We start from the raw sequence: 15032 nt of genomic DNA, 5'->3' as shown, positions 1-15032 counted from the left end.
CGCTGCGATGCTTTGTCGTATCTGGCGTTTACTCAGCGTGTCTCTGCCGCCTTCTGCAAACAGGGGGGGGACTCTGTGGGCTGATCGAGGCAAGCGGTTGTGACAGGTGGTGGGAGGCGAGAATGGCGGACAAAAAAGAGGAGGGGCCTTGGCTCCTCCTGCATGATTCACTGGCGCGGGCTTAGACCAGAGTAACGTTCTCAGCCTGAGGGCCTTTTTTGCCCTGGGTCACAGTGAACTGGACTTTTTGACCTTCAGCCAGGGTTTTGAAACCGGTGCTCTGGATGGAGGAGAAGTGAACGAATACGTCCGGACCCTGGGATTGTTCAATAAAGCCAAAACCCTTGGTTTCGTTGAACCATTTTACCTGGCCGGTGCGAATGTCAGACATGTGCTAAATCCTATCAATAACAAAATTAAACTAAGCCCGTGCTGGGCTGCATTTGCCTTGCAAGCAGGGGTTGGCTCATGACTGACCACGTCTCTTTGTCCCAGTAGCACGCAGAACAATCCCTGTCTAAAGCACAAACGATTGTACGTTAGCGCCGATCCTTGTCAATTTGACCCCTTTCGTTTTTTGAACAAGCTAAAAATATTGTGAAGTCAGTAGCTTATTTGAAGATATTTGACTGAAAAAAACGGGAGGCCAGCGCCTCCCGTTTTTGTTATTCCTTGAGGGCGAACCCTTCACCCTGCCGGTCGTAGCGATAAACCGCCTGACCGTAGGAGCGGATCTCCACCCGCTGGATGCGGCGGGTGTCGTCCACCAGGATGAAGATAGAACGGCCAGATTGCAGGCGGGTCAGGGGGCGATCCGGTCCCTCGATGGCGATCAGGCGGCTCAGCTCGGCACCCGGCAACTCGAATTTACGCCAGATGGAGTAGAGGGTCTCACCCGCCTGCACATCGTGTTGCAGCCAGGTACCGTTGACCTTCTCTTCGACCGGCTTGGCTGCCGCGGGGGCACTGCCTGCCGCGCCATTACCGACAGTTAGAGCTTGAGCAGGTACGGCCAGCGGCACTTCCAGCGAGCCGGAAGGGGCTGCTTTGGGAGCGGATGGTGCCGGCTCCCAGGCCAGTACCAGCAACCAGAGCGGGATCAGGATCAGCAGACCTATGGTGTTTTTGCGGGGCAGCGGGCTGGACAGCTTGAATTTGCCTGCTTTGGCATCCTGGCGGCGTTGGCCGAGGTTGCTCATCCCTTGGCCAAAACGTTGGCGCAGGGACAGGGTCGCGGCATTGATGCGATGGAGCAGGGATCCTTGTGATTCGTCTTGGCGACGCTGCTGGGCTCGTCTGTTATGGCCTCGTGGGCGACGGTCCGGGGTGGGCACGGCATTTACCTCTCACTACATTGCCTGCCATCAGGCAAATTCGTCGCCTATGGTAAACGGACTCGCCCCCGAGGGGGAGAGTCCTGATGCGGAAAATTATCAGCTGAGACGAAATTGACCCAATAATTGCTGCAATTTGTCGGCAGCCTGACGCAAAGCCTGACTGGCTTTGGCCGTTTCGGTCGCATCCTGAGCAATGTCGTTGGCCAGTGCGTTGGTTTTTGACAGGTTGCCGGAGACGGTTTCTGAGACCGAGCTCTGCTCTTCGGCGGCGGAGGCGATCTGATAGGTCATGTCGTTGATGGTGGAGATGGCCTGGTAGATGCTGCCGAGCGCCTCTTCCGCCAGATCCGCCTCGCCCACCGCCTGATGGGTCAGCTGCTGGCTCTGGGTGATGGCGTTGACTGCATTGGTGGAGCTGAGGCGGATCTTCTCTATCAACTCCTGGGTATTCTGCACCGCCTGCTGGGTATTGCCCGCCAGTTTGCGCACCTCGTCGGCCACCACCGCAAAGCCGCGGCCCTGTTCGCCAGCCCGGGCAGCCTCGATGGCGGCGTTGAGGGCCAGCAGGTTGGTCTGGTCGGCAATCCCCTGAATGACGGTGAGGATGCTGGTGATCTGTGCGCTGTCGTGAGCCAGCCCTTCCACCACTTCTGCCCCTTTACCGGCTTCTGCTGCGACCTTGTGCATCGACTGGATCACCTGCTGGAAGCGCTCCTTGCCCTGATCGGCTGCGCCTTGCGCCTGTTTGGCCGAGTCGGCGGTATTGTTGGCGTGGGTCGCGACCTCCTGACTGACGTAGGACATCTCCTGCACCGCGGTCAGCATCTGCTCCATCTCCGCCTGATGGTGCTGCAGGTTGTTGTCGGTCTGACCGGCGATGCGGTCTGTGTCACCGGCATAACGGTTCACCTCGCTGGCAGTCTTGAGCACATCCCCGAGCAGCCCTTGCAGCTTGTCGATAAAGCGGTTGATCCCCTTGGCGAGATCCCCCAGCTCGTCCACCGAGCGGGTTGCGAGGCGCTTGGTGAGATCCCCTTCACCATCGGCGATGTCATCCACCAGGCTGACCATCTGGCGGATGGGACCAGTGATGCTGCGGGCAATCACCAGCATGGTGGCCAGCGCCAGCACCAGTACGATAACGGCGCCCACCAATTGCTGGGTCATGGCTGCCTGGTTCATGTCGCTCAGCTGGCTCTCCAGCTGATCGGCCCCCGCCAGTACCACCTTGTAGGGCAGGGTGACGATGATGGCCCAGTTGCGGCTCATTCCCGGCACCATGATGGGGACGGAAATACGGAATGACTCGTCCAGCTCCTGACGCTGAACTTCCGGTTTCAGGTACTGCTGCCACTGGTTGCCCAGCACCTTACTTGCGCTGCTGCCGAGCAGGCTGGCATCGCCGCTGGTGCCGGTGATGACACCGGCTGCGCTGACGATCAGGGTTTCGCCCTTGCCGTCATAGATATTGCTGTTGAGGCTCTTGGCCTGACGGCTGATGGAATCCACCGCCAGATCGAGGGCTGCGATGCCGCGGAACTGGCCATTCACCATGATGGGGGTGGTGATGGTGCTCACCAGCACCTGCTGACCGTTGATATCCACCTTGAAGGGATCGATCAGACAAGAGCGTCCTTCCCGTTTCGGGCAGGCGTAGTAGTCGTTGGCGGGATTGCCGAATTCGTCCGGGTCGGTTTTTTCGATGGAGAGCAGCAGATCGGTGCCGATTTGATCCTTGTCGCGATAGAAGTAGGGCACGAAGCGCCCCTTGTCATCACTGCCCAGCGCACTCTGGCCAGCAAAGCTGGCATCCTGACCGTCGAAACCGTTGGGCTCGAAGCCGGCAAAGGCGCCATAGAGCTGGGGCTCCAACGCCAATTGTGCCTTGAGCAGGTCGGTGGCCTGCTGGCGATCCAGCGGCAGTTTGCCCTGTTGTTGCAGGGCGAGGGCGCTGGCCATCTGCTGGGTGTAGGAGAGCCCTTTTTGCAGCAGCTGGGTGATGGTTGCCGCCTCGGCGCGGGCATTGGCGCTGACCTTCTGCCATGCCTCCTGCTGCAGCGCTTCACGGCTGGAGCTGATGGTGAGTTGTTGGGTCTGTTGGCCGGAGTATTGGTTGAGCAGGATCAGGATGACCAGGGCTGCGGTCATGGCGATCCCGGCCATCACTAGAATGCGATTCTGGATAGAACGGAACTGCATCGTCTCTTCCTTGTTCGTGAGAAGTGTGGTGAGCGTTATTTGGGTATCGACCGGAGGAGGCAGCTCTCCAGCATTGTGCATAGCAAATCGGAAACGGGGCTTCTGTTTTGCGATCCTCTTCAAATATCGGGCTACAGATGCAAATGGCGACAGATTTAATCCCCTACTTTAGCCCGCCATGGCGTCATGGTTTTCCCATCCGTGATTGTCGGTGCTAAAATGCGACGGTTTTTTCTAACGAATTGGCCCAAGGCCCTCTACACAAGGCTTAAAGATGAAAGTCAAAACCCGTTTTGCTCCCAGCCCGACCGGCTTTTTGCATGTCGGCGGTGCCCGTACCGCACTCTATTCCTGGTTGTTTGCAAAGAACCAGGGCGGTGAGTTCGTGCTGCGTATTGAGGATACCGATCTGGAACGTTCCACTCAGGAGGCGATCGACGCCATCATTGAGGGCATGGAATGGCTGGAGCTGAACTGGGATGAGGGCCCCTACTACCAGACCAAGCGCTTCGATCGCTACAACGGTCTGATCGACGAGATGCTGGCCGATGGCCGCGCCTACAAGTGCTACTGCTCCAAAGAGCGTCTGGAAGCGCTGCGTGAAGGCCAAATGGCCAACGGCGAGAAGCCCCGTTATGACGGCAAGTGCCGCGACCACGCCCACGATCACCCTGCCGATGCGCCGCACGTGATCCGCTTCCGCAACCCGACCGAAGGTTCCGTGGTGTTCGATGACCACGTCCGTGGCCGCATCGAGTTCGCCAACACCGAGCTAGACGATCTGATCATCCGCCGTACCGACGGTGCGCCGACCTACAACTTCTGCGTAGTGGTCGATGACTGGGATATGGAGATCACCCACGTGGTGCGTGGTGAAGACCACATCAACAACACCCCGCGCCAGATCAACATCTACAAGGCGCTGAACGCGCCGGTGCCGGAATTTGCCCACGTCTCCATGATCCTGGGTGACGACGGCGCCAAACTCTCCAAGCGCCACGGTGCTGTCTCCGTGATGCAGTACCGCGACGACGGCTACCTGCCGGAAGCGCTGCTGAACTATCTGGTACGTCTGGGCTGGTCCCACGGCGATCAGGAGATCTTCACCCTGGAAGAGATGATCAAGCTGTTCAGCCTGGATGCCATCTCCAAGTCCGCTTCTGCCTTCAACACCGACAAGCTGCTGTGGCTGAACAACCACTACATGCGCAGCCTGGATCCGGCTTATGTGGCCAAGCATCTGGCATGGCACATGGAAAACCAGAAGATCGACACCAGCAATGGCCCGGCTCTGGCCGAGGTAGTCACCCTGCTGGCCGAGCGCTGCAACACCCTGGTTGAGATGGCTGCCCAGAGCCGCTATCTGTTCGAAGATTTTGAGGCGATTGACGAGGCGGCCGCCAAGAAGCACCTGCGTGGCGTCGCTGCCGAGCCGCTCACCTTGGCCAAAACCAAGCTGGCTGCACTGGATAGCTGGACCACCGAAGCGCTGCACGAACTGATTGAAGCGACCGCCGCCGAACTGGGTCAGGGTATGGGCAAGGTTGGTATGCCGCTGCGTGTGGCCGTCACCGGTCTGGGCCAATCCCCCGCCATCGATGCCGTGATGGCGCTGGTCGGCAAAGAGCGCGTACTTGCTCGTATCGACCGCGCACTGGCTTACATCGAAGCCCGCATGGCTGCCGAGTAAGTGCTGCCGATATGGCAGGCGAGGGGATAACTCCGCTCTGCCACATGCTGAATAGCAAAAATCCGAAACCACAGGTTTCGGATTTTTTTATGGTCAGAGAGGCGGCTAGGCATAATGGCGGTCATGCCCGACCGAGGAAAGCGGTCACGCGAGCTTGAAAGACTGGATCTGGCTGTCGAGCTCCTTGCTGTGCTGCTCGACCAGCTCGGAGGCCTCTTGCAGTTCACGCAGCACCACGACGGAGCCTTCGGCGATCTGCTTGACCTGCTCCAGATTGCCGCGCATCTCTTCGGCGACCGAGCTCTGCTGCTCGGAGGCGGCGGCGATGTGGCGGTTCATGTCGGCGACACCCTGTACCCGCTGCACTATGGTGGCGAGCTGGGTACCGGCCTGGGTCACCTGTTCCACCCCCTTGTCGGCCTGCTGTACGCTTTGGGCCATCAGCTCGCCAGCCTGATGGGCATTGCCCTGCAGCTGTTCGATCATCTTCTGGATCTCGACGGTGGCGGCCTGAGCCCGGTTGGCCAGCTCGCGAACTTCGGAGGCCACCACGGCAAAGCCGCGACCCGCTTCACCGGCGCGGGCCGCCTCGATGGCCGCGTTAAGTGCCAGCAGGTTGGTCTGTTCCGAGATGCCGCGAATGGTGTCGACTACCGAGCCAATGCGCTCGACCCCCTGCTCCACCTCGTTGACCACGGTGGCGGAGCGTTGGATGTTGCCGGAGAGGGTGTCGATGGTGCTGACGGTGTCGGCGACGCAGCGGCTCCCCTCTTCCGCCAGCTGGCTGGTTTCGGCGGTGGCGTGAGAGGCCTGATCCGCATGGGCGGCCACTTCGCGAATGGCGCCGACCATCTGGCTCATGGCGCTGGCCAGCTGTTCGATCTGGGTGAACTCTTCGTTGATCGCTTCGTTGGCCTCTTCCATGCAAAGGGTCACCTGGGAGGCGATGTCGTTGAGCTCCTTGCAGGCAGCGCGCTGATTGCCAAACACCTCTTTGAGATTCTCTTGCGAGTGGGAGACCGCCTTGGCGATGTCACCGAATTCGTCACGAGACTTGAGCAGTACCTTGTGGCTGAGGTCCCGCTTGGCGAAGCGTTCCAGCAGGCCCACCAGATAGTGCACCTGCTTGACCATCAGGCGGGAGCCGGTGAGCAGCAGGATCACGAACAGCAGCCCCATGATGGCGGTCTCCATCAGACCGGTCCAGAGCAGGCGATTGGAGATCGCATCCGCCTTGGCGGGATCGAGCCCTTCGCTGAGCAGGGTCGCTTCCAGATTGTTGGCGTCAAACCAGAGTTTTGTCAGTAGCAGGAGGGTACTGAACACCATCAGCAGCACCACTTTGGGTACCAACCGGATGTTGCTCATTCTTTTCTCCAGCAGGTTCAGCTGCATTGTCATTCTCCTTTTAAAAGCCGTTTTTTCCTTTGCCCTCAGGACTATCGGCATTATCTTCTCTTTTATTAATTTGCACTGTGCTTAAAGTTGGAAAATGTATGCGACATCACTTAACTCATCTGCGGGCGATGGATCTGCTGATGGCATTTCTGTCGATAATCTCGGTTGTGCTGGTGACGGCCCGCTGGTGGGGCCATGAGAGCCTGACACCACAGACCCTGCAGCTCTTCTATGACCTCGACAGCCTGATCTGCTACTTCTTCCTCGCGCACTTTGCTTATGGCTGGATCCGGGCCTCCGATCGCAAGGCCTATTTCAAGGCCAACTGGATCTATCTGCCGGGTAGCCTGCCGATGGCGGAGCAGTTGCGCTGGGCGCGGTTGATCCAGCTGTGGCGGGTCTATCAGCTGTTTAAGGAACACCCGGATCTCTGGGCTATGTTCCGTCGCGAGCGCAACGAGACCACCCTCTCGGGCATCCTGTTTCTGTTCTTCCTGCTGCTGGGGGTGGGCTCCGGCGTCATGTACTGGATTGAGTCAGGCCAGCCCGGCAGCCAGATTGAGACACCCTATGACGCGTTCTGGTGGACGCTGGTGACCCTCTCGACAGTGGGTTACGGCGATCTGGTGCCCAAGACCGAGGAGGGGCGGTTTGTCGCCAGCCTGCTGATCCTGTTCGGGGTCGGTCTGTTCGGTGCCATAAGCGGTTTCATGGCCAGCCTGTTTTTGCAGCCCAACAAAGGGGATGGCGAGACCGACAAGTGGCGTCATCACTACAACAACCAGCAAGAGGAGCTGCTGCGGGAGATCCGCGCCCTGCGCAGCGAGGTGCAGGAGCTGAAAAACAAGTGAGGCCGCAGACGGGCAAGTTGCGAGGTGACTCGCAACTCTGCGCGTATTATCCCGGGGGAGGTGCTTTTTCTTTGCTTGTCCTTTAACCTGCTGGCGGCTTAACATTCAACCTCTTGTCCAAACCTGAAAAAGAGAATCGATCGACCATGCGCGCCCTTCTCGGGATTTTGATCTGCTTGTGTGCCCAACAGACACTGGCCGATACCCGTTATGTTTCAGACAACATCTTTACCTATATCCACAATGGCCCGGGTACCCAGTACCGGATCCTTGGCAGCGTCAAGGCTGGTGAACCGCTGGAGGTAAAGGCGGTGAACAGCGAGGCCGGTTTCACCCAGGTGGTGGACGGTCGTGGCCGCGAGGGGTGGATCAAGAACAGCGAACTGCAGAGCCAGATCAGCCTGCGCGAGCGTCTGCCCCAGGTGGAAAAAGAGCGCGATGAGCTTAAAGATCGCCTGCAGAACCTTAACGGTGACAACGAGAAACGCTTCACCGAGAAGGATGGCCAGATCGCTGCCCAGAGCAAGGAGATCGCCGCTCTCAAGGCTCAGCTGGTCAGTCAGGGTGAGGAGATGAGCAATCTCAAAGAGCAGAATGATGCCCTGACCCAAAGCTACGACAACCAGGAGCACGACATGCAGATGGACTGGTTTATCCGTGGTGGTGCCATGGTGGGTGCCGGTATCCTGCTTGGTATCCTGCTGCCCATGCTGCCTCGTCGTCGCAGCCGTGGCGATCGCTGGATGAACTGACAGCCTCTGGCTGAATGAATTGCTGAGAAGGGTCGCCGTGGCGGCCCTTCTTTTTTTGGGGCGCATTGGGGACATCCGGTATTGGGCGGAATGCGTGGTTGCTTTGCGACAGGGCGGGCGGTGGCAGATCGTATACAAAATGAAGTCAGATGACCCTCACGCTTGCTGGCGTATTGGCTTCAAAATGGAATTCATGGGGGGAATGAGCGATCTTTGTTAAAGAGTGGCAACAAATTAATTTCATATAAGGTGCAACATTGTATACATTATCGGCGTTTCGGCGGCGCGTCCGCCTTTGTCGATATCAGCCCTAGGGCGTACAGGAAGACCCCATATGTTCAAAGCTACTCAAGTGCTTGCCGCTGACTATATCCCCTCTGATCTGGCCGCCCTGCGCGAAGCCATCACCCAGAACTACGTGGTGGATGAAAATGCCTATCTGGCCGAACTGTCGGCCATGCTGCCGGGGGATGGCGCCTCGCTGGAGCAGGTGACCCAGCGTGCCCGTACTCTGGTGACCAAGGTGCGCAAGGAGAGCGGCTCCGGTGACGGTATCGACGCCTTCCTGCAGGAGTACAGCCTCGATACCCAGGAGGGGATCATCCTGATGTGTCTGGCCGAGGCGCTGCTGCGCATTCCCGATGCCGAGACCGCCGATGCCCTGATCAAGGACAAGCTCTCCGGCGCCAACTGGTCATCCCATTTCCGCAAGAGCGACTCCACTCTGGTCAACGCCTCCACCTGGGGGCTGATGCTGACCGGCAAGATTATCAAGCTCGACAAAAAGCTCGACGGCAACCCGGCCAACCTGCTGGGGCGCATGGTCAACAAGCTGGGGGAGCCGGTGGTGCGCTCTGCCATGTACGCCGCCATGAAGATCATGGGCAAGCAGTTCGTGCTGGGGCGCGACATGAAGGAGGCACTCAAGGCGAGCCGCAAATCCCGCGAGCTGGGCTACACCCACACCTACGACATGCTGGGTGAATCAGCACTGACCATGCAGGATGCCGACAAGTATCTGACCGATTACCGCAACGCCATCGAGGCGGTGGGCAACGAGCGGATCAGCGACGGCGGCCCGGCCCCCTCCATCTCCATCAAGCTCTCGGCACTCCATCCACGCTATGACGTGGCCAACCGCGAACGGGTGCTTGGCGAGATGTGCGAGCGGCTGGTGGGACTGGTACGACTGGCCCGCGACAAGGATGTGGCCATCAGTATCGATGCCGAGGAGATGGACCGCCTCGAGCTGTCGCTGGACTTGTTCGAGCAGCTCTATCGCTCCGACGCCAACCGTGGCTGGGGCAAACTCGGCATGGTGGTGCAGGCCTACTCCAAGCGCGCCCTGCCGGTACTCTGCTGGCTCACCGCACTGGCCCGCGAGCAGGGTGACCTCATTCCGGTTCGCTTGGTAAAAGGCGCCTACTGGGACAGCGAACTGAAATATGCCCAGCAGGCGGGCCTGCCCGGCTACCCGCTGTTTACCCGCAAGGCGGGTACCGATATCTCCTACCTCGCCTGCGCCCGCTACCTGCTGAGCGAGCCGACTCGCGGCTTTATCGCTCCCCAGTTCGCCACCCACAACGCCAATACTGTGGTCAGCATTCTGGAGATGGCTGGCGATCGCCAGTTTGAATTCCAGCGCCTGCACGGTATGGGGGAGGAGCTGCACAACGCCGTGCTAAACGACAATCCCGGCCTGCACTGCCGCATCTATGCGCCGGTCGGCGCGCACAAGGATCTACTGCCCTATCTGGTGCGCCGCCTGCTGGAGAACGGGGCCAACACCTCCTTCGTTCACAAGCTGGTGGACCCCAACACCCCGGTGGATTCGCTGGCCGAGCATCCGCTGCGCACCCTCAAGCGCTACTCCGGCTTTGCCAACGACCGCATTCCGCAGCCGGTGAACCTCTTCACCGACCGCAAGAACTCCAGCGGCGTCAACATGAACATCCTCTCCATCCAGCGCCCCTTCTTCGCCCGCTTGAAAGAGCTGGAGAGCAAGCAGTGGCTGGCAGGCCCCATCGTCGATGGCGAGACCCTCAAGCGCAGCGAGGCGCGCACCGTGCTGAGCCCGCAGGATGTGAGCCTCACCGTCGGCAAGATCCACTGGGCCGACGAGCAGGCGGTGGAGCAGGCCTTGGCATCTGCCCACGCTGCCTTCCCGCGCTGGCGTGAAACCCCGGTGAGCGAGCGTGCTGCCGCGCTGGAGAAGCTGGCGGATCTGCTGGAAGCGAACCGCGAGCAGTTTGTCTCCCTCTGTACCCGCGAGGCGGGCAAGCTGCTGCAAGATGGCATCGACGAGGTGCGTGAAGCGGTGGATTTCTGCCGCTACTACGCGGTGCAGGCCCGCAGCCTGATGGGGCTGGCGACCCTGCTGCCTGGTTACACCGGCGAGCAGAACGAGCTGTTCCTGCAGGGGCGTGGGGTGTTTGTCTGCATCAGCCCGTGGAACTTTCCGCTGGCGATTTTCCTCGGCCAAATCGCCGCGGCGCTGGCCACCGGCAATACCGTTATCGCCAAACCGGCGGAGCAGACCGGCCTTATCGCCCATCTGGCGGTGACACTGGCCCATCAGGCCGGTATTCCGGGCGACGTGCTGCAACTGCTGCCCGGTGATGGTGCTACCGTCGGCGCCAAGCTGACTGCGGACTCGCGCATCGGCGGCGTCTGCTTCACCGGCTCCACCGAGACCGCCAAGCTGATCAACATGACCCTGGCCCAGCGCGATGGCGCCATCTTGCCGCTCATCGCCGAGACCGGCGGCCAGAACGCCATGATCGTCGACTCCACCGCCCTGCCGGAGCAGGTGGTACGCGATGTGGTGAGCGCCGCCTTCCAGAGCGCCGGTCAACGCTGCTCGGCCCTGCGGGTGCTCTACCTGCAGGAGGAGATCGCCGATCGGGTGCTGGAGATCCTCACCGGCGCCATGCAGGAGCTGAAAGTGGGCAACCCGGCCGAGCACAACACCGACGTCGGCCCGGTTATCGATGCTGATGCCAAGGCCGGTCTCGATGCTCACCTCGCCTACATGATCCCGCGTGCTCGCCTGATTGCGCAGGCGCCGATGCCCGCCGCGACCATGGAGGGACACTTCGTCCAGCCGACCGCGCTGGAGATCGGCTCCATCCGCGAGCTGGTGAAGGAGCAGTTCGGCCCCATCCTGCACGTGGTGCGCTACGCCACCCGGGATCTGGACAAGGTGATCAGCGACATCAACGGCACCGGCTACGGCCTGACGCTCGGGATCCACAGCCGCAACGAATCCCACGCCGAAGAGCTGGCGAGCCGCATCAACGTCGGTAACATCTACATCAACCGCAACCAGATCGGCGCCATGGTCGGGGTGCAGCCGTTCGGCGGGCAGGGGCTCTCCGGCACCGGCCCCAAGGCGGGTGGTCCCCACTACCTGAGCCGCTTCGTTACCGAGAAGACCCGCACCATCAACACCACGGCGGTGGGGGGCAACGCCTCCCTGCTGGCGATGGGCGATGCCTGATCCGCGTCGATAGAGGCCGGATACGGGATACCGGATAACAGCGGGCCGCCTTCGGGCGGCCTCTTTATTTACATCATCCGTTTTTTACGAATGGGACAATCGGCCACGGTGGGGTCGTCAGCGACCCGTGCTGGTCGTAAGATGGGAGCCATTCGCGTGGCGTTTGCCCCTTGCTCGGCCAGCCGTAGCCAAGGTTTTGTTTTAACGAGAGTGTTTATCTGATGTCATTAACCGAACAAGCCCGCTGGTTCGTGCTGGGGGGCGATCATCTGGTACTGCTCGATCAGCAGGGAGAGGTGCCACAAGGAAGTAAAGCGTGCCTGCCCGCAGCGCTGGCTGACGCCCCTTTCGAGCGTTTTGATGAGCGGCAGGGGCTGCCCTGCTATCTGCTCGATCTGGGTGATGAGGCCGACACGAGCGCTATGAGCCCGCTGCGCCAGCTGATGGTGGCGGGGGATGAAGAGGGGTTTCGTCTCGCTGGCCGCGCCTGGCAGCTCGTCACCTTTCGGCGTACCCACTGCTTCTGCGGCGAGTGCGGCGCCCCCATGACCCCGAAGGCGGGGGAGTGGGCGCAGGTGTGCCACCACGGCCACACGGCCTATCCGCGCATTTCACCCTGCATTATCGTGGCGGTGCGCAAGGGGCCGGAGATCCTCTTGGCGGCCCATCGCCGTCACTATCAGGCGGACGATCCTATGTATACCGTGCTGGCCGGGTTTGTGGAGGCGGGGGAGAATCTCGAGCAGTGCGTGGCGCGGGAGGTGTTCGAGGAGAGCGGCATCCGGGTGCGCAATGTGCGCTATGTGGCGAGCCAGCCCTGGCCCTTCCCCCACAGCCTGATGATGGGCTTTACCGCCGACTACGAGAGCGGCGAAATCCGGGTGCAAGATGACGAACTGGTGGCCGCCGATTTCTTTGCCGCCGACCGGCTGCCGCGTTTGCCGCCCCACGGCACCATTGCCCGGCGGCTGATCGAGTTGTCACTGGCTGGCGAGGGGTAACGAGGCGCTTATCTTTTCGCCAATCTTTTTGCACTTCTTGTTACAAGCGGGGCGGTCAGGTTTGCGCCCCTTCACATCTTTGCAACCGCGCGTCCATTTGCCACGTTTTGGGCAGTCCGATCCGGTGGGCAAAGTGGTATTATGGCCGCCATTTTATGCGTGATACGAACTCAGGAACTGGGATGAAAGAGCTGAAGAACGATCGATACCTGCGCGCTTTGCTGCGTCAGGACGTGGATATGACCCCGGTATGGATGATGCGCCAGGCTGGCCGTTATCTGCCGGAATACAAGGCGACTCGCGCCAAGGCGGGGGATTTCATGTCTCTGTGCCGCAACGCCGAACTGGCCTGTGAAGTCACCCTGCAGCCGCTGCGCCGCTACCCGCTCGATGCCGCCATCCTCTTCTCCGACATCCTCACCGTGCCTGATGCCATGGGGCTGGGTCTCTACTTCGAGCAGGGCGAAGGCCCGCGCTTCGAGCGCCCGATCACCTCCATGGCCGACGTGCAGGCGCTGCCCATTCCGGATCCGGAAGATGAGCTGGGCTACGTGATGAACGCGGTGCGCACCATCCGCCGCGAGCTGAAGGGTGAAGTGCCGCTCATCGGCTTCTCCGGCAGCCCATGGACCCTGGCCACCTACATGGTGGAGGGGGGCAGCTCCAAGGCGTTCACCAAGATCAAGCAGATGATGTACGCGGAGCCGCAAACCCTGCACCTGCTGCTCGACAAGCTGGCCGACAGCGTGATTGCTTACCTCAACGCCCAGATCAAGGCGGGTGCGCAGGCTGTCATGGTGTTCGACACCTGGGGCGGCGTGCTCACCCCGCGCGATTACCGCGACTTCTCCCTGCAGTACATGCACAAGATTGTCGATGGCCTGATCCGCGAGCACGACGGTCGCCGCGTGCCGGTCACCCTGTTCACCAAGAACGGCGGTCAGTGGCTGGAGCAGATCGCCGCTACCGGTTGCGATGCGCTGGGTCTGGACTGGACCACCGACATCGCCGATGCCAAGCGCCGGGTCGGTGACAAGGTTGCGCTGCAGGGCAACATGGATCCCTCCATGCTCTACGCCACTCCGGCTCGCATCCGTGAAGAGGTCGCCTCCATTCTGGCCGGTTTCGGTCACGGCAATGGTCACGTATTCAACCTCGGCCACGGCATCCATCAGGATGTGAACCCGGAGCATGCAGGTGTGTTCGTCGACGCGGTGCACGAGCTCTCTGCCCAGTATCACAGTCGCTAAGGCTGGGGCGAGAGAAGAAGAGTGTGTTTGAAATCCGGGGCCGTCAGGCCCCGTTTTACATTGAAAAAGGCGCCGCGATGACGAGAGCGTTGCGGCCGTGCAGGAGGCAAGATGAGCAGCAAGTCACTGGATTGGGGTATCGATCTTGGCGGTACCAAGTGTGAATGCGTGGTGCTGGATGGCGACGAGGTGCTGCTGCGCCACCGCATCCCCACCGAGCGGGCCGGCGGTTATGACCATATGATCGGCCAGATCGCCAAGCTGGTAGCTGAGTGTGCCGAGAAGATTGGCCAGCGCCCGACCGTCATCGGCATGGGCACGCCGGGGGCGCGGGATCCGCAGACCGGCCTGATGAAGAACTGCAATACCACCGAGCTCAACGGCAAGCCGTTCAAGGAGGATCTGGAGCGCAAGCTGGGCGTGCCGGTGCTGATCGCCAACGACGCCAACTGCTTTGCGCTGGCAGAAACCCATCTCGGTGCAGTGCGCCAGCACCATCCCGATGCGAAAGTGGTGTTCGGCATCATCATGGGCACCGGGGTCGGCTCCGGCATCGTCATCAACGGCCAGATCCTCAACGGTCACCACGGCATCGCCGGTGAGTGGGGCCACAACGTGCTTTCCCCTGATGGCCCTGAGTGCTACTGCGGCAAGTGTGGCTGCGTCGAGACCCTGATCAGCGGTCCGGCGCTGGAGGCTTGGTACGAGGCCAAGGCCAAGCGCCGCCTCTCGCTCGCCCAAATCGCGGCCGCCACGGCTCACGATCATGTGGCCAAGCTCACCATCGATCGGCTGCATCTGCTGTTTGGTCAGGCGCTGGCCAATGTGGTCAATATTCTCGACCCGGATGTGATCGTCATCGGTGGCGGGGTGGGCAATGTGCAGAGCCTTTACAGCGCCGGACGGCAGACAATTTTGCCCTTCCTCTTTAATCCCCGCTTCAGAGCCCCCATTATTGCTCCTGCCCTTGGCGACAGTGCCGGGGTATTCGGGGCCGCACTGCTGGCCCGCGGTGAATTCAAGGAGGCCCTGCTGTCGTAGCCGGGGCTCCCGGG

The 15032-nt window shown here is 60.8% G+C and carries 11 protein-coding genes; 7 read left to right on the top strand and 4 right to left on the bottom strand.

Annotated elements, in window-relative coordinates; translation table 11 throughout:
• Positions 1 to 181: 181 nt before the first annotated feature.
• From ACTG2U_RS08830 to ACTG2U_RS08820, 3 genes are all read right to left on the bottom strand, one after another.
• A complete protein-coding gene (locus ACTG2U_RS08830; protein WP_005338972.1) occupies positions 182 to 391 on the bottom strand; it encodes a cold-shock protein in 210 nt (69 codons plus the stop codon).
• Between the two features lie 274 nt (positions 392 to 665).
• Positions 666 to 1334, bottom strand: coding sequence for a LysM-like peptidoglycan-binding domain-containing protein (locus ACTG2U_RS08825; RefSeq protein ID WP_103250429.1), 669 nt, complete (start codon positions 1332 to 1334; stop codon positions 666 to 668).
• A gap of 99 nt (positions 1335 to 1433) precedes the next feature.
• The gene (locus tag ACTG2U_RS08820) at positions 1434 to 3536 is read right to left on the bottom strand and encodes a methyl-accepting chemotaxis protein (RefSeq protein ID WP_236356733.1); all 2103 of its coding nucleotides are present in this window, start codon (positions 3534 to 3536) and stop codon (positions 1434 to 1436) included.
• 274 nt (positions 3537 to 3810) lie between these two features.
• Here ACTG2U_RS08820 and gltX point away from each other — a divergent pair, with 274 nt between their 5' ends.
• Positions 3811 to 5226: a glutamate--tRNA ligase gene (gene gltX, locus ACTG2U_RS08815; protein WP_439974368.1), complete on the top strand. Its 1416-nt coding sequence runs from the start codon at positions 3811 to 3813 to the stop codon at positions 5224 to 5226.
• A 144-nt stretch (positions 5227 to 5370) separates the two neighbouring features.
• Here gltX and ACTG2U_RS08810 read toward each other — a convergent pair whose 3' ends face one another.
• Positions 5371 to 6621 (bottom strand): methyl-accepting chemotaxis protein, encoded by a 1251-nt coding sequence (locus tag ACTG2U_RS08810; protein ID WP_005362726.1) that lies wholly within the window; start codon positions 6619 to 6621, stop codon positions 5371 to 5373.
• A 101-nt stretch (positions 6622 to 6722) separates the two neighbouring features.
• Here ACTG2U_RS08810 and ACTG2U_RS08805 point away from each other — a divergent pair, with 101 nt between their 5' ends.
• The 6 genes from ACTG2U_RS08805 to ACTG2U_RS08780 all read left to right on the top strand — a co-directional run bounded on the left by ACTG2U_RS08805 (position 6723) and on the right by ACTG2U_RS08780 (position 15018).
• On the top strand, positions 6723 to 7475 hold the full coding sequence (locus ACTG2U_RS08805; RefSeq protein ID WP_005354446.1) for a potassium channel family protein: 753 nt from the start codon (positions 6723 to 6725) through the stop codon (positions 7473 to 7475).
• Between the two features lie 146 nt (positions 7476 to 7621).
• Positions 7622 to 8227, top strand: a complete 606-nt coding sequence (locus ACTG2U_RS08800; RefSeq protein ID WP_439974367.1) for a TIGR04211 family SH3 domain-containing protein — start codon at positions 7622 to 7624, stop codon at positions 8225 to 8227.
• A 334-nt stretch (positions 8228 to 8561) separates the two neighbouring features.
• A complete protein-coding gene (gene putA / locus ACTG2U_RS08795; RefSeq protein WP_439974366.1) occupies positions 8562 to 11726 on the top strand; it encodes a bifunctional proline dehydrogenase/L-glutamate gamma-semialdehyde dehydrogenase PutA in 3165 nt (1054 codons plus the stop codon).
• Positions 11727 to 11947: 221 nt separating this feature from the next.
• The gene (gene nudC, locus ACTG2U_RS08790) at positions 11948 to 12727 is read left to right on the top strand and encodes an NAD(+) diphosphatase (protein ID WP_252657179.1); all 780 of its coding nucleotides are present in this window, start codon (positions 11948 to 11950) and stop codon (positions 12725 to 12727) included.
• A gap of 182 nt (positions 12728 to 12909) precedes the next feature.
• Positions 12910 to 13977: a uroporphyrinogen decarboxylase gene (hemE, locus tag ACTG2U_RS08785; RefSeq protein ID WP_252657178.1), complete on the top strand. Its 1068-nt coding sequence runs from the start codon at positions 12910 to 12912 to the stop codon at positions 13975 to 13977.
• 111 nt (positions 13978 to 14088) lie between these two features.
• Positions 14089 to 15018 carry an ROK family protein gene (locus ACTG2U_RS08780; RefSeq protein WP_252657177.1) on the top strand — a complete coding sequence of 310 codons (930 nt, stop codon included), beginning with the start codon at positions 14089 to 14091 and terminating at the stop codon, positions 15016 to 15018.
• The last annotated feature ends 14 nt before the right edge of the window (positions 15019 to 15032 follow it).

The sequence above is a fragment of the Aeromonas sp. 95A genome (assembly GCF_051919235.1).
In the GTDB taxonomy this organism is placed as follows: Bacteria; Pseudomonadota; Gammaproteobacteria; order Enterobacterales; family Aeromonadaceae; genus Aeromonas; species Aeromonas veronii.
This window is presented reverse-complemented; position numbering and strand designations above follow the sequence as displayed.